Annotated in this window: 20 protein-coding genes; 5 read left to right on the forward strand and 15 right to left on the reverse strand. The window is 68.5% G+C overall.

The window, feature by feature from the left end; all coding sequences use genetic code 11:
- Positions 1-113: 113 nt before the first annotated feature.
- Both B3D50_RS13700 and B3D50_RS13705 read left to right on the forward strand, forming a co-directional pair.
- The gene (locus B3D50_RS13700; RefSeq protein ID WP_286952015.1) at positions 114-581 is read left to right on the forward strand and encodes an antitoxin Xre/MbcA/ParS toxin-binding domain-containing protein; all 468 of its coding nucleotides are present in this window, start codon (positions 114-116) and stop codon (positions 579-581) included.
- 7 nt (positions 582-588) lie between these two features.
- Positions 589-1,065, forward strand: coding sequence for an RES family NAD+ phosphorylase (locus B3D50_RS13705; RefSeq protein WP_125900741.1), 477 nt, complete (start codon positions 589-591; stop codon positions 1,063-1,065).
- A gap of 10 nt (positions 1,066-1,075) precedes the next feature.
- Here the strand turns inward: B3D50_RS13705 and B3D50_RS13710 are convergent, their stop codons facing one another.
- Positions 1,076-1,969: a hydrogen peroxide-inducible genes activator gene (locus B3D50_RS13710; protein WP_269296483.1), complete on the reverse strand. Its 894-nt coding sequence runs from the start codon at positions 1,967-1,969 to the stop codon at positions 1,076-1,078.
- A gap of 222 nt (positions 1,970-2,191) precedes the next feature.
- Here B3D50_RS13710 and B3D50_RS13715 point away from each other — a divergent pair, with 222 nt between their 5' ends.
- Positions 2,192-2,746 (forward strand): peroxiredoxin, encoded by a 555-nt coding sequence (locus B3D50_RS13715; RefSeq protein WP_128719178.1) that lies wholly within the window; start codon positions 2,192-2,194, stop codon positions 2,744-2,746.
- A gap of 262 nt (positions 2,747-3,008) precedes the next feature.
- Positions 3,009-3,542: a carboxymuconolactone decarboxylase family protein gene (locus B3D50_RS13720; RefSeq protein ID WP_286952020.1), complete on the forward strand. Its 534-nt coding sequence runs from the start codon at positions 3,009-3,011 to the stop codon at positions 3,540-3,542.
- A gap of 78 nt (positions 3,543-3,620) precedes the next feature.
- Here B3D50_RS13720 and B3D50_RS13725 read toward each other — a convergent pair whose 3' ends face one another.
- From B3D50_RS13725 to B3D50_RS13790, 14 genes are all read right to left on the reverse strand, one after another.
- Positions 3,621-4,040, reverse strand: coding sequence for a helix-turn-helix domain-containing protein (locus B3D50_RS13725; protein WP_286952022.1), 420 nt, complete (start codon positions 4,038-4,040; stop codon positions 3,621-3,623).
- 101 nt (positions 4,041-4,141) lie between these two features.
- Positions 4,142-5,731, reverse strand: a complete 1,590-nt coding sequence (lnt, locus tag B3D50_RS13730) for an apolipoprotein N-acyltransferase (RefSeq protein ID WP_286952024.1) — start codon at positions 5,729-5,731, stop codon at positions 4,142-4,144.
- Complete coding sequence (gene ybeY / locus B3D50_RS13735; RefSeq protein WP_286952026.1) at positions 5,728-6,198, reverse strand: rRNA maturation RNase YbeY; 471 nt, start codon at positions 6,196-6,198, stop codon at positions 5,728-5,730. Before ybeY ends, lnt begins: the two co-directional genes overlap by 4 nt.
- Positions 6,198-7,205, reverse strand: coding sequence for a PhoH family protein (locus B3D50_RS13740; RefSeq protein WP_286952028.1), 1,008 nt, complete (start codon positions 7,203-7,205; stop codon positions 6,198-6,200). The genes ybeY and B3D50_RS13740 overlap by 1 nt, the downstream gene beginning before the upstream one ends.
- Before the next feature lie 104 nt (positions 7,206-7,309).
- Complete coding sequence (gene miaB / locus B3D50_RS13745; protein WP_286952029.1) at positions 7,310-8,701, reverse strand: tRNA (N6-isopentenyl adenosine(37)-C2)-methylthiotransferase MiaB; 1,392 nt, start codon at positions 8,699-8,701, stop codon at positions 7,310-7,312.
- A gap of 58 nt (positions 8,702-8,759) precedes the next feature.
- A complete protein-coding gene (locus B3D50_RS13750; protein ID WP_003166535.1) occupies positions 8,760-9,230 on the reverse strand; it encodes a Fur family transcriptional regulator in 471 nt (156 codons plus the stop codon).
- A gap of 37 nt (positions 9,231-9,267) precedes the next feature.
- The gene (rimI, locus tag B3D50_RS13755) at positions 9,268-9,702 is read right to left on the reverse strand and encodes a ribosomal protein S18-alanine N-acetyltransferase (protein ID WP_286952030.1); all 435 of its coding nucleotides are present in this window, start codon (positions 9,700-9,702) and stop codon (positions 9,268-9,270) included.
- On the reverse strand, positions 9,699-10,397 hold the full coding sequence (tsaB, locus tag B3D50_RS13760) for a tRNA (adenosine(37)-N6)-threonylcarbamoyltransferase complex dimerization subunit type 1 TsaB (RefSeq protein WP_286952031.1): 699 nt from the start codon (positions 10,395-10,397) through the stop codon (positions 9,699-9,701). Before tsaB ends, rimI begins: the two co-directional genes overlap by 4 nt.
- Before the next feature lie 58 nt (positions 10,398-10,455).
- Positions 10,456-10,824 carry a helix-turn-helix domain-containing protein gene (locus B3D50_RS13765; RefSeq protein WP_269296476.1) on the reverse strand — a complete coding sequence of 123 codons (369 nt, stop codon included), beginning with the start codon at positions 10,822-10,824 and terminating at the stop codon, positions 10,456-10,458.
- Positions 10,825-10,885: 61 nt separating this feature from the next.
- Entirely contained in the window at positions 10,886-11,470 is a 585-nt protein-coding gene (locus B3D50_RS13770; RefSeq protein ID WP_286952034.1) for a helix-turn-helix domain-containing protein, read from the reverse strand.
- A 61-nt stretch (positions 11,471-11,531) separates the two neighbouring features.
- Entirely contained in the window at positions 11,532-12,089 is a 558-nt protein-coding gene (locus B3D50_RS13775) for a NifU family protein (RefSeq protein WP_286952036.1), read from the reverse strand.
- An 87-nt stretch (positions 12,090-12,176) separates the two neighbouring features.
- Positions 12,177-12,644, reverse strand: a complete 468-nt coding sequence (locus B3D50_RS13780) for a universal stress protein (protein WP_003166540.1) — start codon at positions 12,642-12,644, stop codon at positions 12,177-12,179.
- Between the two features lie 206 nt (positions 12,645-12,850).
- Positions 12,851-17,713 carry an NAD-glutamate dehydrogenase gene (locus tag B3D50_RS13785; RefSeq protein ID WP_286952039.1) on the reverse strand — a complete coding sequence of 1,621 codons (4,863 nt, stop codon included), beginning with the start codon at positions 17,711-17,713 and terminating at the stop codon, positions 12,851-12,853.
- A 437-nt stretch (positions 17,714-18,150) separates the two neighbouring features.
- The gene (locus tag B3D50_RS13790; RefSeq protein WP_286952041.1) at positions 18,151-19,320 is read right to left on the reverse strand and encodes an AI-2E family transporter; all 1,170 of its coding nucleotides are present in this window, start codon (positions 19,318-19,320) and stop codon (positions 18,151-18,153) included.
- Positions 19,321-19,436: 116 nt separating this feature from the next.
- Between B3D50_RS13790 and B3D50_RS13795 the strand changes: the two genes are divergently transcribed.
- Entirely contained in the window at positions 19,437-20,951 is a 1,515-nt protein-coding gene (locus B3D50_RS13795) for a helicase HerA-like domain-containing protein (protein ID WP_286952043.1), read from the forward strand.
- Positions 20,952-20,953: the final 2 nt, after the last annotated feature.

Below are 20,953 nucleotides of genomic sequence, written 5' to 3' on the forward strand. Positions count from 1 at the left end.
CGGAGCGATCCGCCGGCCTTTTTTCTTGGACGCCGGGATGAGCAGGGAAGCGAAGTCCTTGCCGCATCGCCGTTTGACGCCCATATTATCGTCATATGACGAAAGCCGCCGCCATGACCGCCCTCGACCTCTACGCCTCGCCCGAGACCCTGCCCGCCAGCGACGCCGCGCGGATCGGCAAGCTGCTGGGCCTGAACGACAATGAGACGATGGACGACGTGGCCCTGGCCGAGCGGGTGTCGCAGGGGCTGAAGCCCGCCGCCGCCGCCGCCCTGGGCCAGGTGATCGGCATGCCGCGCGTGGTCGGCCAGATCATCCCCGAGGCGACGCTGCGGCGCGCCCGCACCAGCCGCAAGCCCCTGTCGCGTGAGATGAGCGAGCGCCTGTACGAGGTCGGCCGCGTGGTCGACGCCGTGGGCCGCGCCTATCGCGGCGACAGCGCCGCCGTCGTCCGCTTCCTGAACCGCCCGCATCAGCTGCTGAACGGCCGCACCCCTCTGGCCATGGCCCAGTCCAGCTCGGCGGGAGCCGAGGCGGTGATCAATATGGTGCGCCGCGCCGACGCCGGCTTCGCGGTCTAGGTCCGGCATGCACCGTCGGCTGGACGACGCGCTCAAGGGATTCCGCATCGGCGATCCGCGCGGCGAGTATCCCATCTGGAGCGACGGCGGCTCGCGCCGGGCTTCCGGCCGCTGGCACGAGGCGGGCCAGAGGGTGATCTACGCCGCCGAGCACTATTCCACCGCCATGCTGGAGAAGCTGGTCCATTTCGGCGGCGAACTGCCGTTGGGCCAGCACCATGTGGAGATCCACATCCCGGCGGGCGTCTCCTATGAAGTGGTCAATCCGGATCTGGTCCCCGGCTGGGCAGAGCCGGGCGGCGCGGCGGCGCGCGCCTTCGGCCGCGCCTGGCATGCGGAAGGCCGCTCGGCCCTGCTGATCACGCCCTCGGTCGTGGCGCGGATGGAGCGCAACTTCGTCTTCAACACCGCCCATCCCGACTTCGCCCGCATCAAGCCGGGGCTGGAGACGCCGGTCTGGTGGGACAGCCGCCTGTTCGGCTGATCCGGCTCGCTCAGTCCAGCTTCAACGCCTCTGCCAGCAGGCGCGCCTCGGCGGCGCGGCTGGAGCCCGCCCGCCAAGCGACGACGATCTCGCGGCGCGGGGCGTCTTCGGAAATAGGCCGCACCACCACCCCGGGATGATCGGCCAGACCCGCCCGCACCGCCATCTGCGGCAGGAAGCTGACCCCAAGGCCCGAGGAGACCATCTGCACCAGAGTCGGCAGGGTGGTGGCGGCGAAGACATCCTCGCCGCGCGGCGCGTCGATCTTGACTGCGGCCAGGGCCTGATCGCGCAGGCAGTGGCCGTCTTCGAGCAGGATCAGGTCCTCAGCCTTCAGAGCCCCTTCGGGAATCGGCCCGGACCCCGCCAGGGCGTGACCGGCCGGCGCCGCCGCCAGGATCTCATCGTCGCCGATGCGGGCGTGATCGATGCCCGGCGCGTCATAGGGCAGGGCGATGACGGCGGCGTCCAGCTGACCCGCCTTCAGCCCGGCGATCAGGCGCGGCGTCAGATCCTCGCGCAGGAACAGCCGCAGGCCGGGATAGAGGTCCCGTACGCCCGGCAGGGCCTGGGGCAGCAGGAAGGGGGCCACCGTGGGAATGATGCCCAGGCGGAACCGGCCCGACAGGGGCTTGCCCGCGTTCTGGGCGGCCTCGACCAGATCCTCGGCGCGGGCCAGAACATCCTCGGCCCGCCGCACCGCCTCGGCGCCGACGGCCGTCAGGATCACCGCCCCGCGCGTCCGCTCGACCACGGCGGCGCCCAGTACCCGTTCCAGCTCCTGCACCCCGGACGACAGGGCGGGCTGGCTGACGTGAGCAGCCTCGGCCGCTCGGCTGAAGGAGCCGTGCTCGGCCAGAAGTTTCAGATACTGGAGCTGACGCAGGGTCGGCAGAACGGACATGTTTCGCGCATTCGAGAGAGGAGGCGACATAGGCGCCGCCTATGTCTGATGCAGACGCTATCGGCCGTTCTTATAACTCGCCCAGCACGATAAGTTAAATCTATTTGTGAAAGCAAAATGATCGATTTGACTTAAGCAGCGCCAAGGCCCATCTCATGGCCTCGACGGTTCGCACTCCCCGCGTTCCGGCGGTCCATTTTTTCTGCATCTAGGAGAAGCGCGATGCTCGGCGTCGGTCAAAAACTGCCTGATTTCAAAATTATCGGCGTCAAGCCGGGCTTCAACAGCCACGAGGAAAACGGCGTCTCGGCGTTTGAAGCCGTCACGCAGGACAGCTTCGAAGGCAAGTGGAAGGTCATCTTCTTCTACCCGAAGGACTTCACCTTCGTCTGCCCGACCGAAATCGCCGCCTTCGCCAAGCTGGGCAAGGACTTCGAGGACCGCGACACCGTGGTCCTGGGCGGTTCGACCGACAACGAGTTCACCAAGCTGGCCTGGCGTCGTGACCACGCCGACCTGAACAAGCTGCCGATCTGGCAGTTCGCCGACAACGGCGGCAAGCTGGCCCGCGCCCTGGGCGTGCTGGACGAAGAAGAAGGCGTGGCCCTGCGCGCGACCTTCGTCGTCGACCCGCACAACGTCATCCAGCACGTCTACGTCACCAACCTGAACGTGGGCCGTTCGCCGGAAGACACCCTGCGCGTCGTCGACGCTCTACAGACCGACGAGCTGTGCGCCTGCAACCGTCCGGTCGGCGGCGACACCCTGGCCGCGTAAGTACTGGCCAAGGGTCGCAACGACCAGGCCCGGACCGCGTGAGTAGGGTCCGGGCCGCCCCTCGAAAGAGGCGGCGGCGGGCGACTGTCGCCGCCTTTTTCATGCCTGCATCATTGTTGGAGGCGCTATCTCGGCTCGCGGAGCCGCGCGACTTGAGCGCCCATCACGAAATACGGCCCCAAAAGACGGCTCAAGAAGTAAGCGACCACGTCGCGAACGATAGCCGCTCTTTGAAGCGTCGCTTCCTGAAAGGAACACGAAAATGTCCATCGACGCCCTGCGCGACCTGATCCCGGCCTATGGCAAGGACATCTCGCTGAACCTGTCCTCGCTCGCCAATGAGACCGTGCTGAACGACCAGCAGAAGTGGGGCAGCTTCCTGGCCTCGGCGCACGCGATCGGCGTCGGCCCCGTGGTCAAGCTGATCGAGGCCCAGGCCGCGACGGTCATGACGCCCGAAGCGATGAACGCCGCCAAGGCCGCCGCCGCCATCATGGGCATGAACAACATCTACTACCGCTCGCTGCACCTGATGAAGAACCAGGAGTACACCACGCTGCCGGCCAAGCTGCGGATGAACGTCATCGCCAATCCGGGCGTCGACAAGCTGGACTTCGAGCTGTGGTCGACCGCCGTCTCGGCCATCAACGGCTGCGGCGCCTGCCTGGACGCCCACGAAGGCGAACTGCGCAAACACGCCGTGCCCAACGTCCAGATCCAGGCCGCCCTGCGCATCGGCGCCGTGGTCCACGCCGCCAGCCGCATCGTCGCCTCGGAGTCGGCGCTGACCGCCTGATCCCAAGCGGGCTCCAAAGACAGGAAAAGGCGCGGATCGCTCCGCGCCTTTTTCTTTGTCCGCCGGCTCGCGACGCCTTCAGCCGTCGTTGTCGGCGCCGTCTTCCACCAGCTCGCGCATGAGATCGACCACCAGCTTCTGCTGGCGCGACGACAGGCGCGGCGCCAGACGGCCGATCTCTATAGTCTGACGGGTGGCGGGAAAGTCGTGCACGAAGGGCTCCGCCTCGCCCTCGGCCATGCCCGGCTGGGCCGCGCCGGTCAGCCCCTCGAAGAAATAGCCGATGTCGACGCGAAAGAAGCGGGCGATGTCCCACAGCTTGGACGCCGAAATCCGATTGGCGCCCTTCTCGTATTTCTGCACCTGCTGGAAGGTGACCCCCAGCGCCTGGCCCAGATCGGTCTGATTATAGCCCAGGGCGATGCGCTTCTCGCAGACGCGCCGGCCCACGTGCCGATCCACCAGATGGGGGCCATCAGCCCCGGAACCCCTGACCATGTCCTGCCCTCTTCCCTATTTTTCTTGTCGACATGCCGCCGCCCACGGCCTCTGTCATGCGTTTTCGCGTCTCAGGGGCGCAGCCGCCCCTCACGATAGGGTTAACGCGCCAGCCTCCCGATTCCGGCGCGGCCCCGCCCCGCGATCAGCATTATAATCAGCAAAACGGCGAACCCCATATCGCCCCACCGGCCGTAAAGCGTCGGCGGCGCCGCCTGCGGCAGACGCACGTCGATGATCCCCGCCTGACCGGGGTCCAGCCGCTTGCCCTCGACGATCCGTCCCCAGGGGTCGATCATGGCCGAGACGCCGGTCGGCGTGGCCCGCGCCACCGGCAGACCGGTCTCCAGCGCGCGATAGGAAGCCAGGTTCAGATGCTGGCGCGGACCCGACGTCTTGCCGAACCAGGCGTCGTTGGAGACATTGACGATCCACGCCGGGCGCGTCTGCGCCGTCGCCGGCGTAAAGCCGGGATAGAGGGCCTCGTAGCAGATCAGCGGCTGCACCGGCGGAGCGTTGACCAGGCTGATCGGCGCGGGCGTCGGTCCGGCTGTGAAATCAGCGGGGACGTGAACTAGGCTGCGCACCCCGATCTTGCTCATCAACGCGCCCATCGGCAGGTATTCGCCGAACGGCACCAGCCTGTGCTTGTCGTAGATCGGGCCGATGCGCAGGTCCATCGCCCCTTCATCATGCAGGGCGAACAGGCTGTTGTAGTAGCGGGCGCCGGTCTCGGCGCTGGGATCCGGCTCGCCCCGGCTCAGGCCCGCCAGCAGGGTCTGGCCGGTCTGCAACGCAGCGGCCACGGCATAGGCGTCATTGGTGGCGAACAGGTCATTGGCCGTAGTCGGCAGGGCGCCCTCGGGCCAGATCACCACGTCGGGCAGGGCGGCGGCGGGCTGGGCGGTCAACTCCAGATAACGACCCAGAATGGCGTGATAGGCCTCGGGACTCCACTTGTAGTCCTGGGCGATGTCGGCCTGGACCAGGCGCACCAGGGTCGGCGTCTGCACCACCTGCGCCGATGACAGGCGTACAGCGCCGAAAACGAACAAGCCGATCAGGGTCAACGCGCCCAGCCCCGCCGCGATCAGGCGCGGCCGTCGCGGCCCCGCATTCGCCAGAGGCGCCAAGGCGCTGGCCGCCGCCACCGTGATCAAACCCAGCCCATAGACCCCGCCGATCGAGGCGAACTGCGACATGGCCGATCCGGCCGCCCAGCCGGCGCCCGCCGGGTTCCAAGGAAAGCCCGTCAACACATGGCCGCGCGTCCACTCCAGCAGGGCGAACAGGGCCGCGAACAGCAGGATGCGCCGCACGCCTGCCGGGCTGAAGCGGCGATAGGCCATGGTCGCCAGCCCCCAGAACAGCCCCATGCCCGCCGGCAGCAGGCTGGCCGCAAACGGCGCCATCCAGGCCTGGGCCGGATTGACCAGAAAGGCCTCGGCCACCCACCAGCAGCCGATGAAGAAATAGGCGAAGCCAGCCAGCCAGCCGACCCAGAAGCCGCCCTTCATGCCGCCTGAACGATCCGCCAGCAGCAACAGCAGGGGATAGCCCAGCAGCCCCGGCAGGAAACCGAACGGCGGATGGACCAGGGCGGCGCCCGCCCCGGCCAGAAGCGCCAGAGCGATCCGACCCCAGCGGTTGCTCAGAAGGCCCGCGAACCGGGCGGCGAGCGCCCCGCTCACGCGGCGCCCTCATGCTCGATCGCACCATTCTCGGCGGCATAAGGATCGGAAACGCCCAGTTCGGCCAGGATCTCGCGTTCTTCGGCCTCCATCTCCTCGGCCTCGGCGTCGTCCTCGTGATCGCGGCCCAGCAGGTGCAGCACCCCGTGGACGACCAGATGGCTCAGATGATCCGACAGGGTCTTGCCCTGCGTTTCAGCCTCAGCCGCGCAATAGGCGTAGCCCAGCACCACATCGCCCAGATGCGGGAAGGCGCTTTCCGCCGCCGGGAAGGACAGGACGTTCGTCGGCCGGTCCTTGTCGCGGAAACGCTGGTTCAGATCCTGCACCGCCGCGTCATCGGCCAGCAGCACCACCACATCGCCCTCGACCGTGCCCAGGGCCGCGCGAGCGGCGCGCTCGACGACCGCCGCCGCCTCGGGCAGGGCCGCAGTCCAGTCGTCGCTGTCGATCTCGACCTCGATCATCAGGCGTCGTCCTCAAGGTCGGGGAAGGGGCGGCTGCGCGCCGCATCGGAATCATAGGCGCGCACGATGCGCTCGACCATGGCGTGGCGCACCACGTCCTCGGACTTGAACTGCTGGACGCCGACGCCCTCCACGTCCTTGAGGATCCGCAGGGCGTGGGCCAGGCCGGAATCGCGCGGGTTCAGCAGGTCGACCTGCGACGGATCGCCCGTCACCACCATGCGCGCGCCTTCGCCCAGACGGGTCAGCACCATCTTCATCTGCATGCGCGAGGTGTTCTGCGCCTCATCGACGATGATGAAGGCGTGGCTCAGCGTGCGGCCGCGCATGAAGGCGATGGGGGCGGCTTCGATCTCCCCCTTCTCGCGGCGACGGCGCACGTCGTCGACGCCCAGGATGTCGTTCAGCGACTCCCAGATCGGCGCCAGATAGGGGTCGACCTTCTCGTTCAGATCGCCCGGCAGGAAGCCCAGCTTCTCGCCCGCCTCGACGGCCGGGCGGGTGATGACCAGCCGGTCCACCTGACCCCGCTTCAGCAGGGAGGAGCCGTAGGCGGCCGCCAGGAAGGTCTTGCCCGTGCCCGCCGGTCCGACGCCGAAGGTCAGTTCGCAACGGCCCAGCATCTCCAGATAGCGCGCCTGCGACGCCGTCTTGGGGGCGATGGCGCCGCGACGGCCGACGGGCAGGGCGGCGCCTTCGGGCACGCTGCGGCCTGGGCTGCGGCCCGCCGGTTCGGCGCGGGGCTGGGTCACGGCGGCGCCCAGGGCGGTGCGCACATCGGCCTCGGTGATCTCCGCGCCCGCCTCAGCCCGGTTCGACAGAGCCTCGATCACCCGACGCGCCTGGGCGCGATCCCGCGTCGAGCCGTTGATCGACACCCCGCCGCCCGGCGTCTCGACCAGCACCTTGAAGGCGTCCTCGATCAGAGCCAGGTGGCGGCTCTGCGGCCCGATGACGGCGCGCAACGCCTCATCGCTGAGGGACAGGAACTCGGACTCTCGCGCCATGAGGTCTCCTTGTTGGTCCCCTAACGCCTCGCGCGCGGCGCGAGGCTGCTTGAGGGGGATTGTAAGCGTTCCTGTCCCGCACACGGCGCGTGGCGAAACAGGCGTCAGTTGGTCTGGATCAGGCGTCCGGACAGGCTGTTCTGCTGGCCGCTGATGATCTCGACCGGAACGATCCGGCCGATCAGTTGATCCGCGTCCTCGACGTGGACCGATTGCAGATAGGGCGAGCGGCCGATGGCCTGGGCGCCGTGGCGGCCCTTCTTCTCGAACAGCACCGGCAGGACGCGCCCAGCCAGCGACTGATTGAAGGCGACCTGCTGCTCGGTCAGCAGGCCCTGCAGGGCGTGCAGACGTTCCTTGGCCACGGCGTCCGGCACCTGGGCCGCCATGGTCGCGGCGGGCGTGCCGGGACGCGGCGAATACATGAAGGAGAAGGCGCTGGCGTAGTTCACCCGCCGCACCAAATCCATGGTGTCCTCGAAATCGCGCTCCGTCTCGCCGGGGAAGCCGACGATGAAGTCGCCCGACAACGCCATGTCCGGCCGCGCCGCGCGGATGCGGTCGATCAGGTCGAAATACTTCTGACGCCCGTGCTTGCGGTTCATCAGGCGCAGGATGCGGTCCGAGCCCGCCTGCACCGGCAGGTGCAGATAGGGCATCAGGGCGCCCAGTTCGCCGTGCGCCGCGATCAGATCGTCCGACATGTCGTTCGGGTGGCTGGTCGTATAGCGGATGCGGTCGATGCCGGGGATGTCCGCCAGGGCGTAGGCCAGCTTCGCCAGGGTGAACGGCTTCCCGTCCGGCCCCTCGCCGTCATAGGCGTTGACGTTCTGGCCCAACAGGGTGACTTCGCGCACGCCCCGGTCGGCCAGGGCGCGGGCCTCGTCCAGCACCGCCGCGACCGGGCGCGACCACTCGGCGCCGCGCGTATAGGGCACCACGCAGAAGGTGCAGAACTTGTCGCAGCCCTCCTGCACCGTCAGGAAGGCCGTCACCCCGTCCGTGCCGCGCGCAGCGGGCAGGGCGTCGAATTTTTCGTTGGGGGCGAAGTCTGCGCCGATGCGCTCGCCGCGCGCCCGCGCGGTGCGGGTCAGCAGTTCCGGCAGCTGGTGATAGGCCTGGGGCCCCACCACCAGATCGACCGCCGGCTGGCGCTTCATGATCTCCTCGCCCTCGGCCTGGGCGACGCAGCCGGCCACGGCGATGGTCATGCCGCCGTCGCGCGCCTCCTTCATCTGCCGCAGCTTGCCGAGTTCGGAATAGACCTTCTCGGCCGCCTTCTCGCGGATGTGGCAGGTGTTCAGGATGACGAAGTCGGCGTCTTCCGGCGTCTCGGTCGGGGCATAGCCCAGCGGCCGCAGCACATCGGCCATGCGCTCGGAGTCATAGACGTTCATCTGACAACCGTAGGTCTTGATGAACAGGCGCTTGGGCGCGACGCTCGCGTCAGATGCGCCAGCGTCCGCCGGGGCGGGAAGGTCGAGCGTATCAGTCATGCACGGCTTATGATCGCCGAAATCGACGACGGCAAGACGACGCGAACGCCGACGGCGGTCAGTCTTCGGTCTCGTCGCGCGGACGGCGCTTATAGATCAGGCCTTCGCGCTCCACCGGCTCGGCGCCGGGGATGACGTGGCCGTAGAGCTCCAGCTTATGGCCGACCAGCTCATAGCCCAGCTTGCGCGCGATCTCGGCCTTCAGCCGCTCGATCTCGGCGTCGAAGAATTCAATGACCTCGCCCGTCTTGGTGTCGATCAGATGGTCGTGGTGGTCGTCGCCCGCCTCTTCATAGCGGCTGCGGCCGTCGCCGAAGTCGTGCTTCTCGACCACGCCCGCCTCTTCGAACAGGCGCACGGTGCGATAGACGGTGGCGATGGAGATGTGCGGGTCGATCGCCGAGGCGCGGCGATACAGCTCTTCCACATCGGGGTGGTCTTCGGCGTTCGACAGGACGCGGGCGATCACCCGACGTTGCTCAGTCATGCGCATGCCGCGTTCGGCGCAAAGTTTTTCGATCCGGTCCATGGCGGCGAAGATAGGCTGTACCGTCGCCTTATGGAAGCTATTCAGGGAAGTTCAGGACAAGCGTCAGCGCGTCCTCCCGGCATCCGTCCGTATGCGAATAATAGCCGCGACGGCGGCCCATCTCGACGAAGCCGTTTCGGGCGTAGAGGGCGCGGGCGGCCACGTTGCCTTCGGCCACCTCCAGGAACATCCGCTCGGCTCCCAAGGCGGCGGCCCGCACCACCGCCGCCTCGACCAGGCGAACGCCCAGGCCCGCGCGACGCGCAGAAGGCCGCACCGCCAGGGTCAGGATCTCGGACTCGTCGACCACGACGCGGATCAGGATGAAGCCGTCCTCCTCGGCCACGGCGAACACGCCCGGCGAAGTCAGCAGTTCGGTCAGGGCCGCTTCATCCCACGGCATCGCAAAAGCCTCGGCGTGGATCGCGGCTAGACGCCCAGGATCGGCCGTCGGGAAGAGCGGCGCGCTCACGCGGCGGGCTGGCGCGGCTGGCCCGGCAGGCGGCTGGGCGGCGTAGCGTCGGGCGCGCGCAGATAGAGCGGCTGCGGCGGCGACGTCGCCGGATCGGCGGCCAGGGTCAGCGCCGCCACCGCCTCTGGCGTCGGCGCGGGCAGGGGATACAAGACCGCGCACGCCAGCTCAGGGAAGGTCTCGGCCAGAAGCGCCGCCCCGCTGCCGATCAGGGTCGACCGTGCGTCTCCGGCCGCAGCCAGGATGCGGTCGCGCGCCGTCTCCAGCGGCAGGGCCTCAGCCTCGCTCAGCGGCGCGCCGTCGCGGAACAGGCGCGCATAGACCTGGCCTCGACGCGCGTCGATCACAGCGGCGACCAGGCCTCCGATCGGCGCCGAAGCCGCCAGCGCGTCCAAGGTCGAGACTCCGATCACCGGCCGATCCAGCGCCGCGCCCAGACCGAGCGCAAAGGCCAGACCGACCCGCAGGCCGGTGAAGGAGCCCGGCCCGACCGTCACCCCGATGCGGTCGATCCCGTCGAAGCCCCCCGCCTCGGCCGCCGCATCGCGCGCCAGACCGCCCAGACGCTCCTGATGCCCCTTGGCCATGACCTCCGCGCGCACGCCCAAGGCGTAGGGCGGGGCCGCATCCGCCTCGCCCGTGAACACCCCCGCAACGCAGGCGCCCAGCGCCGTGTCGATGACCATGACCTTCATGGTTCTGTCCCTAATGCGAAACCGCTTCGGATGCGACCGCCACGACGCCGAGCGTCGATCAGGCGCCCGCCATGGCCTGGGCGACCCGCGTCAGGGCGCGGCGCGCGCCGGCGTCGGGAATGCGGGCGAAGGCCTCGGCCAGACCCCGCCCCTCGGCGCTGGCCAGGACCGGGTGGACCAGCTCGACCTCCCCCTCGGCGCTGGGGCGGGCGGGAAAGAAGTCGGCCACCGAACACCCCATGGCCGTCGCCGCCTGATGCAGGCGCGAGGCGGAGACGCGGTTGGCCCCCGTCTCATATTTCTGAACCTGCTGGAAGCTGACGCCCAGCTCCCGCGCCAGAACGGATTGAGACCAGCCCAGGGCGGACCGCCGGGCGGCGATGCGTAGGCCCACGGCCTGGTCGATATGATGGCTGCGACGCGACATGAACCCCTCCGATTTCAACCAGAGCGTTTCATGACCTGCGCCAGAATACAACTATTTTGTTTCATTCATCATCGAGGCGGCTGATGATCGCCGACATCGACTGGATATGCGAGCGCGCGATCCGCTCCGACCGATCCAGGCCGCCCGCGCCGAAGACCACCACTTCAGCATCGTCGGCGCGATCGTAGAGACGAACCTTCTGAACACCGTCGTCCATCTGGATAATGCAGCCCTGTCCTCGGCGCGGCCAACGCCCCGGCGCATATTCCAGCACCGTCCCGGCGGAGGCCCAGGGCGTCAGTTCATCCGTCTCCAGCCGCAGCCGACGCGGCGCGATGGGAGCGCCCTCGAACGTTCGGCCGCGCGCCGAAACTCCATTGGCAGCAAGGACTTCAGGTGAAGTCGGCTCGCCTTCCAGCTGCAGGACCAAGGCCTCGGGCGTGGCGTCCAGGGCGCCGGTCAGGCGGCGCTGAACGTCAGGGCGAAACAGGCTGGAGCGCTTGCCCGCCTCATACAGGCCCCAGCCCTGGCTGGTCATGCCGATCCTTGCACCCGCCTCGGCCTGGCTCAACCCGCGTTCACGCCGCAGCGTCGCCAGTGCCTCGCCCAGGGCGCGCGCCTGGAATGTCTCGTCCGAACCGCTCATGACGCCATCATGCCCGACGACGCGCCGTCCGACGAGTGTTTCATGTGAAACAGGGCGGCGCTTACAGCACCTGTTCGACGCTGGTCACTTCAGGGACGTAGTGGCGCATCATCTGCTCGACCCCGGCCTTCAGGGTCGCGGAGGAGGAGGGACATCCCGCGCAGGCGCCGCGCATCCGCAAGCGCAGCACGCCGGTCTCCTCATCGAAATGGTCAAACAGAATATCGCCGCCGTCCTGAGCCACGGCCGGGCGGATGCGGCTGTCGAGCAGGCTCTTGATCTCGGCCACGATCTCCGTGTCCTCGCCGGCGTCCTCGGTCGCCGTTTCGCCCTCGCGCACCAGCGGCGCGCCCGAGACGAAATGATCCATGATGACCGACAGGATCGGCGCCTTCATCTCGGCCCAGTCCGGGCCGTGGGCCGCGCGGGTGACCGAGACGTAGTCGGCGCCGAAGAAGACGCCCTCGACCCCTTCCAGCTCGAACAGAGCCTCGGCCAAGGGCGAGGCCGCCGCTTCGTCGATCGTGCGATACTCCAACACCGCCTGCGGAGCCACGTCGCGGCCCGGCAAGAACTTCAAGGCGTTGGGATTGGGCGTGGCTTCGGTCTGGATGAACATGAGCCCCAGATGCGCCCTGCGGCGTCACGGTTCAAGTGGGCGCTCAAGCAGCGAGCCGCCGCGCGGCGAGCGATAGCGACCCTCAAATCAAGCCAGATCCAGAATCTCCGCCTCGGTCAGTTCGCCGGGCACGATGGTGACGGGCAGTTTGCGGCCCGTGAAGGCGGCACCCTGTTTCAGCACCGCCGAAACCAGAGGGCCAGGTCCGCGCCCGTTGGCGCCGGCGGCCAGGATCAGGATCTTGATGTCGGGATCGTCGCCGACCGCCTTGCGGATGGCGGCCTGAGGATCGCCTTCCTCGATCAGATAGACGGGCGGGGCGCCGGACGTCTCGGCGACCTTTTCCCCCAGCCGGGCCAACAGCGCCTCAGCCTCTTCGCGTTGTTGGCGTCGGATTTCGTCGCGGACGCCGGACCAGTGCTCGTCCGATCCGCCGACCAGGGCGCGCAACAGCACCACATGCCCCCCGGTCGATCGCGCGCGGCGTGCGGCGTAGGCCAGGGCGGCGTCCAATTCGGGAGTGTCGTCGACGACGACGAGGAACTTCCTGGGCATGGGCCCTCCGCTTCGCTGAACAGCAGGCGCCACCTAAACCGACCCCGCCCCAAACGCCAAGGCCCGCCCGCTCGCCAAACGACGAAACGGACGGGCCTTGATGTGTCGCAGCGGGTGTTGGCGCTCCAAGAAGCGCTCAAGCAGTGAGCGACCGCGTCGCGAACGTAGCGCGTGACGCCGGGCCGCAGGCCCGGCGTCACCACTACTTAGGAAGCCGAAGCCAGCACCTCGCGGATCTCGCCATTGGCGATGGTCAGCTTGGCGAAGGTCCAGCCGGAGCCCGAGGTCTCGATCTCATCGACCGAGGCGCGCAGGGCCTCCACCTGATCCATACGGGCGCCGATCCAGGCGTCGACCGCCTGTTCGGCGCTGTCCTCGCCGGCGCCCGCCGCCTGGGCCGAGGCCTTGGCCACGGCGCGGGTCAGCTGCTGCTGCTCGGTCATCAGATCCTGGATCAGGCGACGCACGGCCAGGCGATCGAAGCGATCGCCGGACGGCACCGATCCGGCCGCCACGCGCAGGCGGTCGAAGTCGAAGGCGGCGCCGACCTGGTGATAGACGCGGGCCATGGCCGGGGCGTCCCAACCCAGTTCGCCCGACAGGTCGCCGATGTCGGCCGTGGCCACCATCGGACGCAGCATGGCGATGTCGCGGGCCAGCTCTTCCGGCGCGCCCAGACCGATGAAGGTCTGGACCCTGCCTTCATAGCGGGCGTGCTCATAACGCGACAACACTTCCGGACCGGCGGCGCGCAGGGCGTCGGCGGCGGGCTGATAGGCGGCGATCATGCCGCCGACCGTCGTCTCGGTGCGAGCCGCGCGGCGCGCCAGCCAGAAGGTCTGGCGACGCAGGACCAGGGCGATCTCCTGATAGAGGGCCGTCTGGGCCTCGGCCGGGATCTTCAGGTCCAGGGCCGACACCGCCTTCCAGGCCTCGTCGAGGCGGAAGACGTGGCGGGCGGTCTCGAAGGCCGTGACCATGGCGGCGGTGTCGCATTCTGCCGCCGCGCGCAGACGATCGGGGAAGGTCGGCCCGGCCATGTTGACGATCTCGTTCGACAGCACGGTGGCGATGATGTCGCGACGCAGGCGGTGGCCCTTCATATCCTCTTCGAACTGAGCCAGCGGCGCCGGGAAGTATTCCAGCAGCAGGCGTTCGAAGAAGGCGTCGTCCGGCGCCGTCGAGCCGACGATCTCGTCGAACAGCTCAAGTTTGGAATAGGCGGTCAGGACCGCCAGCTCCGGCCGGGTCAGGGCCTGGCCCTGCAGCTTCATCTCGGCGATGCGGGCGTCGTCGGGCAGGTATTCGACCGCCCGGTTCAGCTTACCGATCGACGACAGATGCTGCATGAAGGCCTGCTGGGCGTCCAGCGCGGCCGCGCCTTCAGCCTGTTGCAGCGTCAGGGCCAGGGTCTGGTCGTAGTTGTGGGCCAGCACCTTGTCCGCCACCTCGTCGGTCATCGACTTGAGCAGGGCGTTGCGGTCCTCGGCCTTCAGATGGCCCGAGGCGATGGCGCCGCCGGTCAGGATCTTGATGTTCACCTCGTGGTCCGAGGAGTCCACGCCGGCCGAGTTGTCGATGGCGTCGGTGTTCAGACGCACGCCCGCGCGGGCGGCTTCGATCCGGCCGAGCTGGGTCGCGCCCAGGTTGGCGCCTTCACCGACGACCTGCGCCCGGATCTCGCCGCCGTTGATGCGGATGGCGTCGTTGGCCTTGTCGCCGACCTGCAGGTTCGTCTCGCCGGCGCCCTTGATGTAGGTGCCGATGCCGCCGAAGTAGAGCAGCTCGGCGCGAGCCTTGAGGATGGCCTGCATCAGGGTGACCGGATCGACGCTGTCGGCCTCGATATCCAGCAGTGCCTTGATCTGCGGCGTCAGGGCGATCGACTTGGCCGAGCGCGAGAAGACGCCGCCGCCTTCCGAGATCAGGCTCTTGTCATAGTCCTGCCAGCTGGTGCGCGGCGTCTCGAACAGGCGCTTGCGCTCGGCCCAGGACTTCGCCACGTCCGGGTTCGGGTCGATGAAGATGTCGCGGTGATCGAAGGCGGCCACGACCTTGGTCGCCTGCGACAGCAACATGCCGTTGCCGAAGACGTCGCCCGACATGTCGCCGACGCCGACCACGGTGAAGGGCTCGGTCTGGATATCCTTGCCGAGTTCGCGGAAGTGACGCTTGACCGCCTCCCAGGCCCCGCGCGCCGTGATGCCCATCTCCTTGTGATCATAGCCGGCCGAGCCGCCCGAGGCGAAGGCGTCGTCCAGCCAGAAGCCGTAGGACTGGCTCACGCCGTTGGCGATGTCCGAGAAGGTCGCCGTGCCCTTGTCGGCGGCCACGACCAGATAGGGGTCGTCGCCCTCCCAGGCCACGACGTTCGCCGGACGCACCGGCGCGCCGTCGCCGACGATGTTGTCGGTGATGTCCAGCATGCCGGACAGGAAGGTCTTGTAGGCGCGGATGGCCTCGGCCTGCGTCTCCTCGCGCGTGCCGCCGACCGGCAGCTGCTTGGGATAGAAGCCGCCCTTGGAGCCGACCGGCACGATGACCGAGTTCTTGACCTGCTGGGCCTTCACCAGACCCAGAACCTCGGTCCGGAAGTCGTCACGACGGTCCGACCAGCGCAGACCACCGCGCGCCACCGGGCCGAAGCGCAGGTGCGAGCCCTCGATGTGCGGCGCCCAGACGAAGATTTCGCGGAAGGGCTTGGGCAGGGGCAGGTCGGCCAGTTCCTGACCGGCGATCTTGATCGAGATATGGGCCTTGGGCGTGCCCTCGGCGTCGACCTGATAGAAGTTGGTGCGCTTGATGCCGTCGATCAGGGCCGCGATGCGGCGCAGGGCCCGGTCGTGATCCAGACTCTTCACGTCCTGCAGCAGGATCTCGATCTTGGCGTCCAGTTCGGCGACAGACGCCTCGCGTTCGGCGACCGAGCCGCCGTGCGCCGGATCGAACTTGGCCTTGAACAGCGCCAGGATGGCGCGCGCCACGTCGGGGTACTCGCGCAAAGCGGCTTCCTGCACCGACTGCGACGGGTCCAGACCCGTCTGCTGGCGATAGCGGGCCAGGGTGCGGATCAGTGCCGCCTCGCGCCAGTCGACCCCCAGCTCGAGCACCAGGCGGTTGAAGCCGTCGCTCTCCGTGCGGCCGTTCCACACGGCCTTGAAGGCCTCTTCGAACGGGGTCTTGAGATCGGCGAACACCAGGTCGGCGCCGCGCGGATCTTCCAGCAGGAAGTCGTGGATGTAGATCGGCTCCTGGCCGATCGTGCGCACGACGTGGTCGGATTCCTCCAGCGTCTTCAGGCCCATGTCGGCCAGGATCGGCAGGACGTCCGACAGCGGCACGGCTGACCCGCGGCGATACAGCTTGAAGCGGAACTGCAGATTGGTCTCGTCCGCCGTACGGAAGGCGCGCACGGCCACCGGTTCGGCGTGGACGCCGTCGGCGGCCGACCCGTCGTTCAGACGGTCGAACTGCTCGAGGTCGGCCACGGCCTCGGCTGCGTCATAGCGGGCGCGGAAGGCCACGCCGAAGCCCTCGGCCCAGCGGGCGCTGGTCGGGCCGACGGCGGCCTCGTCCACCCCGGCCAGGCGCAGGGCGCGCTCGAAGCGGTCGATCCAGCTGCGGCCGGCCTCGGCCACCTCGGCCTCAAGCGCCTTCAGATCCGGGATCGGATGATCGCCCGGCGTCACGCCGATGATGTAGTGGACGCGGGTCAGCGGCTGATCGGTCAGCTGCGGATACCAGGCCGAGACGCGGCCGCCCCAGGCCTGGGCCAGGATGCCGCCGATGCGCTGGCGCAGACCGGCGTCGAAACGCTCGCGCGGGATGAAGCACAGCACCGAGACGAAGCGGTCGAACGGATCGCGGCGCGTGAACAGGCGGATGCGCGGGCGGTCGTACAGGTGCAGGATGCCCAGCGCCGTATCCAGCAGCTCGTCCTCGCCGATCTGGAACAGTTCGTCGCGGGGGTAGTTCTCGAGGATGTTCTTCAGGCGCTTGTAGTTGTGGCTGCCCGGCGTCTTGCCCGCGCGCTCCAGCGCATTGGCGACCTTGCGACGGATCAGCGGCACTTCCTTGGCCATCTTGTCGTAGGCCTCGGCGGTGAACAGGCCGACGAAGCGGGTCTCGCCGGTCGGCTTGCCGTCGGCGTCGTAGCGCTTGACCCCGACGTAATCCATGTAGGCCCGGCGGTGCACGCGCGAGCGCATATTGGCCTTGGCCACGGTGACGGGATCGCTCTCGTCCAGCTGGCGCTGCATGGCGGCGGTCAGGACGGCGGGCTCGGAGGCGCGGCGCAGGACGCGGCGCTCGGGATCGCTGAGCACGCCCAGGCCGTCGCTGGACTGGTTCAACGGCGCCTCGGCCTCATAGGAGCCGGACGCGTCACGCGGGTAGTCGTAGTCGCGCGCGCCCAGGAAGACGAAATGGTCGCTCTTGGCCCAGCGCAGGAACTCGAGGTTCTCCTTCAGCACCTCGGGATCGACGCCCTTCGGCGGGGCGGCTTCAAGACGCTGGACGGCGTCGCGCATGGTCTGGACCATGGCGCCGTGGTCGCGCACGGCGACACGCACATCGGCCATGGCCTGCGCCAGGCCCTCGCCCAGGGCGTCGCGGCGTTCCTGCGGCAGGGGGTCGATGACCACGATGATCAGGGAGTCGCGACGACCGGCCTCGACCTCGACGATGGGGTGGAACAGGGCGCGGACGGTGACGCCCGCCTCAGCCAGTTCGCCCAGGACGCTGTCGACCAGGAAGGGGCCGTCGTCCTGCAGGATAAGGATCTGGTCATAGCCGGTGTTGACGCCGGCGGCGTCGGCCAACGGACCGACGGTGATGCGGGCGGGCTCGCCCGCCTTGCGGGCCTCGGCGCCGCGCCAGGCGCCGGCCAGCAGGACCGCCAGGTCGTCTCCGCCCAGTTCGGGCGTCTCATCCGCCGAATAGTCGTCGAAGGCCTGAGCCAGCAGGGTCTTCTCCGCCGCGCCCGGCGGCGCCGCAATCCGCGCGTAGGCCGCCTCCAGCGCTCCCAGGTCGGCGGGAACGGCGGGAACGATGCGCGAAGCAGCGGACATGACTCAGGTCTCGAACGGCGCGGTGGAAAACCGCTGGGGAAAACAGCCGCACCTTAGCGTCCCCGGCGAGAACGGCTAGGCCGCCCACGCCCCGAAAGACGGGGAATTTCAGTGTGCACCGCACCATGTGGCGCAGGAGGCCCAGTTGGGGACTGTTTTAGCCAGGCTCGCCGCAGAACAGAGAAATAAAAGCCCCAATTCAGCCGTGATCGGACAGAAGCGCGCGTCGGCATGAAGGGAAATCGGCCCCTGAAACGAACAAGGCCGTCGAACGGAGTCCGACGGCCTGCTCGGTCCGGCGCTCAGGAGGGGGAGGGGAAGCGCCGGCCTGGGACGTCGCGGTCCGGGAGGGGGAGGGGAGGACCGCGTCGTCGTGTGAGGATGAGATAGGCGTCGATTGCGGCAGTTCAAGGACAAGAAGACGAATATTTCTAGCTTTAAGCCTGCGGCGGGACGTCGCGCCCCAGTATACGATTCAACAGGGTAGAACCGCCCCGATTCTTGGGTGAAGATTCAGTTTTCTTATCCGGTTTCTTCGTTTGCTTGGCGGCGTAGGGTTCGCCGTCGCCCGACAGCAGGACCGCGATCCAGCGCGAGCCCTTGAACTCCGCCAGGATGGCCATGGCCATCACCGCCAGCGGGGTCGACAGGAACATGCCCGCCACGCCCCACAGCTTGCCCCAGAAGGCCAGGGCCAGAAGGACGACGATAGGGTCGATATTCTGATTGTCGCCCTGCATCCGCGGCTGGACCAGATTGCCGACCAGGAAGAGCAGGGTCTGAAGACCGACGAAAAGGATCAGGGCGGGCCAGTAGCTCTCGAACTGGACCAGGGCGAACAGCGGGGGGGCGCAGCCCGCCACGGCGCCGCCCAGCACCGGAATGAAGCCGACGATGAAGATGACGAAGGTCCAGAACTCGGCGTTCTGAAGCCCCACCGCCCGCATCAGCCCCCAGGCCACGACGCAGATCATGGCCCCAGTCACGGCCTGGACCCACAGATAGCCCTCGACCCCGCCGCGCACACGTTCAAACACCTCCAGCGCTTCCTGGCGCGGGCCGCGCTCGGGGAACATGCCGACCATCTTCTTGCGGAACCCCGCCTGCGAGGCCAGCAGGAAGCCCAGGTAGATCATGACGAAGAAGGCGCCGGTGGCCGCGCCCTGCACCTGGAAGGCCGTCGTGGTCAGCCAGCCGCGCATGTCGATGCCGGCGATCATGTCGTGCAGGGTCGGCGGATCGCTGATCCCGACCAGGGCCGAGACGTCGCGGCTGATCTGGTCGATGCGCGGGCCGATGCTGCCCGCCACGCCCGAGGCGTCGGTGAAGAAACCCGCCGCCCCGTCGACGATGATCCAGATCGAGGCCAGGAAGCCCAGCACCACCACGATCAGGGCCGCCGCCCCCGCGAAGCGCGACGGGATCGGCGTGCGTCGCTCGATGGCGCGCTTCACCCCGTCGATCATGATCATCAGGAAGACGGCCATGGCCAGAGGCGTCAGGATGTCCCTGAGCCAGTAGAGGGCCGCCCCCGCCGCCACGACGGCGATCAGCACCACCGCATTCGTGGCCGGGGAGGAATGACTGACGGTGATGGGAAGCTTCATGGCGGAAGTGTCGTCGTGGCCGGGAACGGCGTCAATCGCTGTAAACCGCGGCGGTTCCGCCTTGCGGCGACGGCGCGGTCGATTAAGCATGGCGGGGCACGCAGGAGACCCGCTTCATGACCGACGCCCCCGCCCTGTTTCTCGGCCAGTCCTTCGAGGGCGCGGCCGAGCGCCTATTGCTGAACCGGGCCAATCGCCACGGCGTCGTCGCCGGCGCCACCGGCACAGGCAAGACTGTCACCCTGCAGATCATGGCCCAGGGCTTTTCCGAAGCGGGCGTCCCGGTCTTCTGCGCCGATGTGAAGGGCGACCTGTCAGGCATCAGTCAGGGCGGCGGCGTCGAGAAGTTCGCCGAGCGTGCGGGCAAGATGGGTCTGACCTTGAACGGCAAGTCGGCCCCGGTCGTCTTCTGGGATCTGTACGGTCAGAAGGGCCACCCCATCCGCGCCACCGTGTCCGACGTCGGTCCTGTGCTGCTGGCCCGGATGCTGGAGCTGAACGACGTGCAGGAGGGGGTGCTGACCGTCGCCTTCCACGTCGCCGACAAGGAAGGTCTGCTGCTGCTGGACCTGGAGGATCTGCGCGCCCTGCTGGCCTATGTCGGCGAGAACGCCCAGACCATCGGCCGCGAGGTCGGCAACGTCTCGCCCACCTCCATCGCCGCCATCCAGCGCGCCCTGCTTCAGCTTGAACAGCAGGGCGGCAAGGCCTTCTTCGGCGAACCGGCCCTGCGTCTGGAAGACATGATGCGCACCGCCCTGGACGGCCGGGGGCAGGTGAACGTGCTGGACGCCACCCGGCTGATGAACAGCCCGCGCCTGTACGCCGCCTTCCTGCTGTGGCTGCTGTCCGAGCTGTTCGAGCAACTGCCCGAGATCGGCGACCCGGAGAAGCCGCGCCTGGTCTTCTTCTTCGACGAGGCTCACCTGCTGTTCAACGACGCGCCCAAGGGCCTGCTGGAAAAGGTCGAGCAGGTCGTTCGCCTGATCCGCTCCAAGGGCGTCGGCGTCTATTTCGTCACCCAGAACCCGGCCGACATTCCCGACAGCGTCCTGGCCCAGCTGGGCAACCGGGTGCAGCACGCGTTGCGCGCCTATACCCCCGCCGAACAGAAGGGCCTGCGCGCCGCCGCCCAGAGCTTCCGCACCAATCCCGCCTTCGACACGGCCGAGGCCATTCAGGCCCTGGGGGTGGGCGAGGCCCTGGTGTCGACGCTCGATGAAAAGGGCGCGCCGACCGTGGTGGCCCAGACCAAGATCCGTCCGCCGGATTCGCGCCTCGGCCCGGCCACCGAGGCCGAACGCGCCGCCACCATGGCCGCAAGCCCCGTGCGCGGCGTCTATGACACGGCGGTCAACCGCGAGTCGGCCGAAGAAGTGCTGAACGCCCGCCGCGCCCAGGCCGAGCGCATCGAAGCCGAAACGGCCGCGGCGGCGGCCGAAGCCAAGGCGGCGGAAAAGGCGGCGCGTTCGGCTCCGGCGCCGCGCGCGCCGGCCTCGCCCCGCCCGCGCGCCTCGTCCAACCGGCAGACGCCGATGGAGGCCCTGACCAAGTCGGTGCTGCGCACCGCCGGCTCGACCATCACCCGCGAACTGCTGCGCGGCGTGCTGGGCAGCCTGAAGAAGCGCTAAGG

This window comes from Brevundimonas sp. UBA7507 (genome assembly GCF_002478355.1).
GTDB classification, from domain to species: domain Bacteria; phylum Pseudomonadota; class Alphaproteobacteria; order Caulobacterales; family Caulobacteraceae; genus Brevundimonas; species Brevundimonas diminuta_D.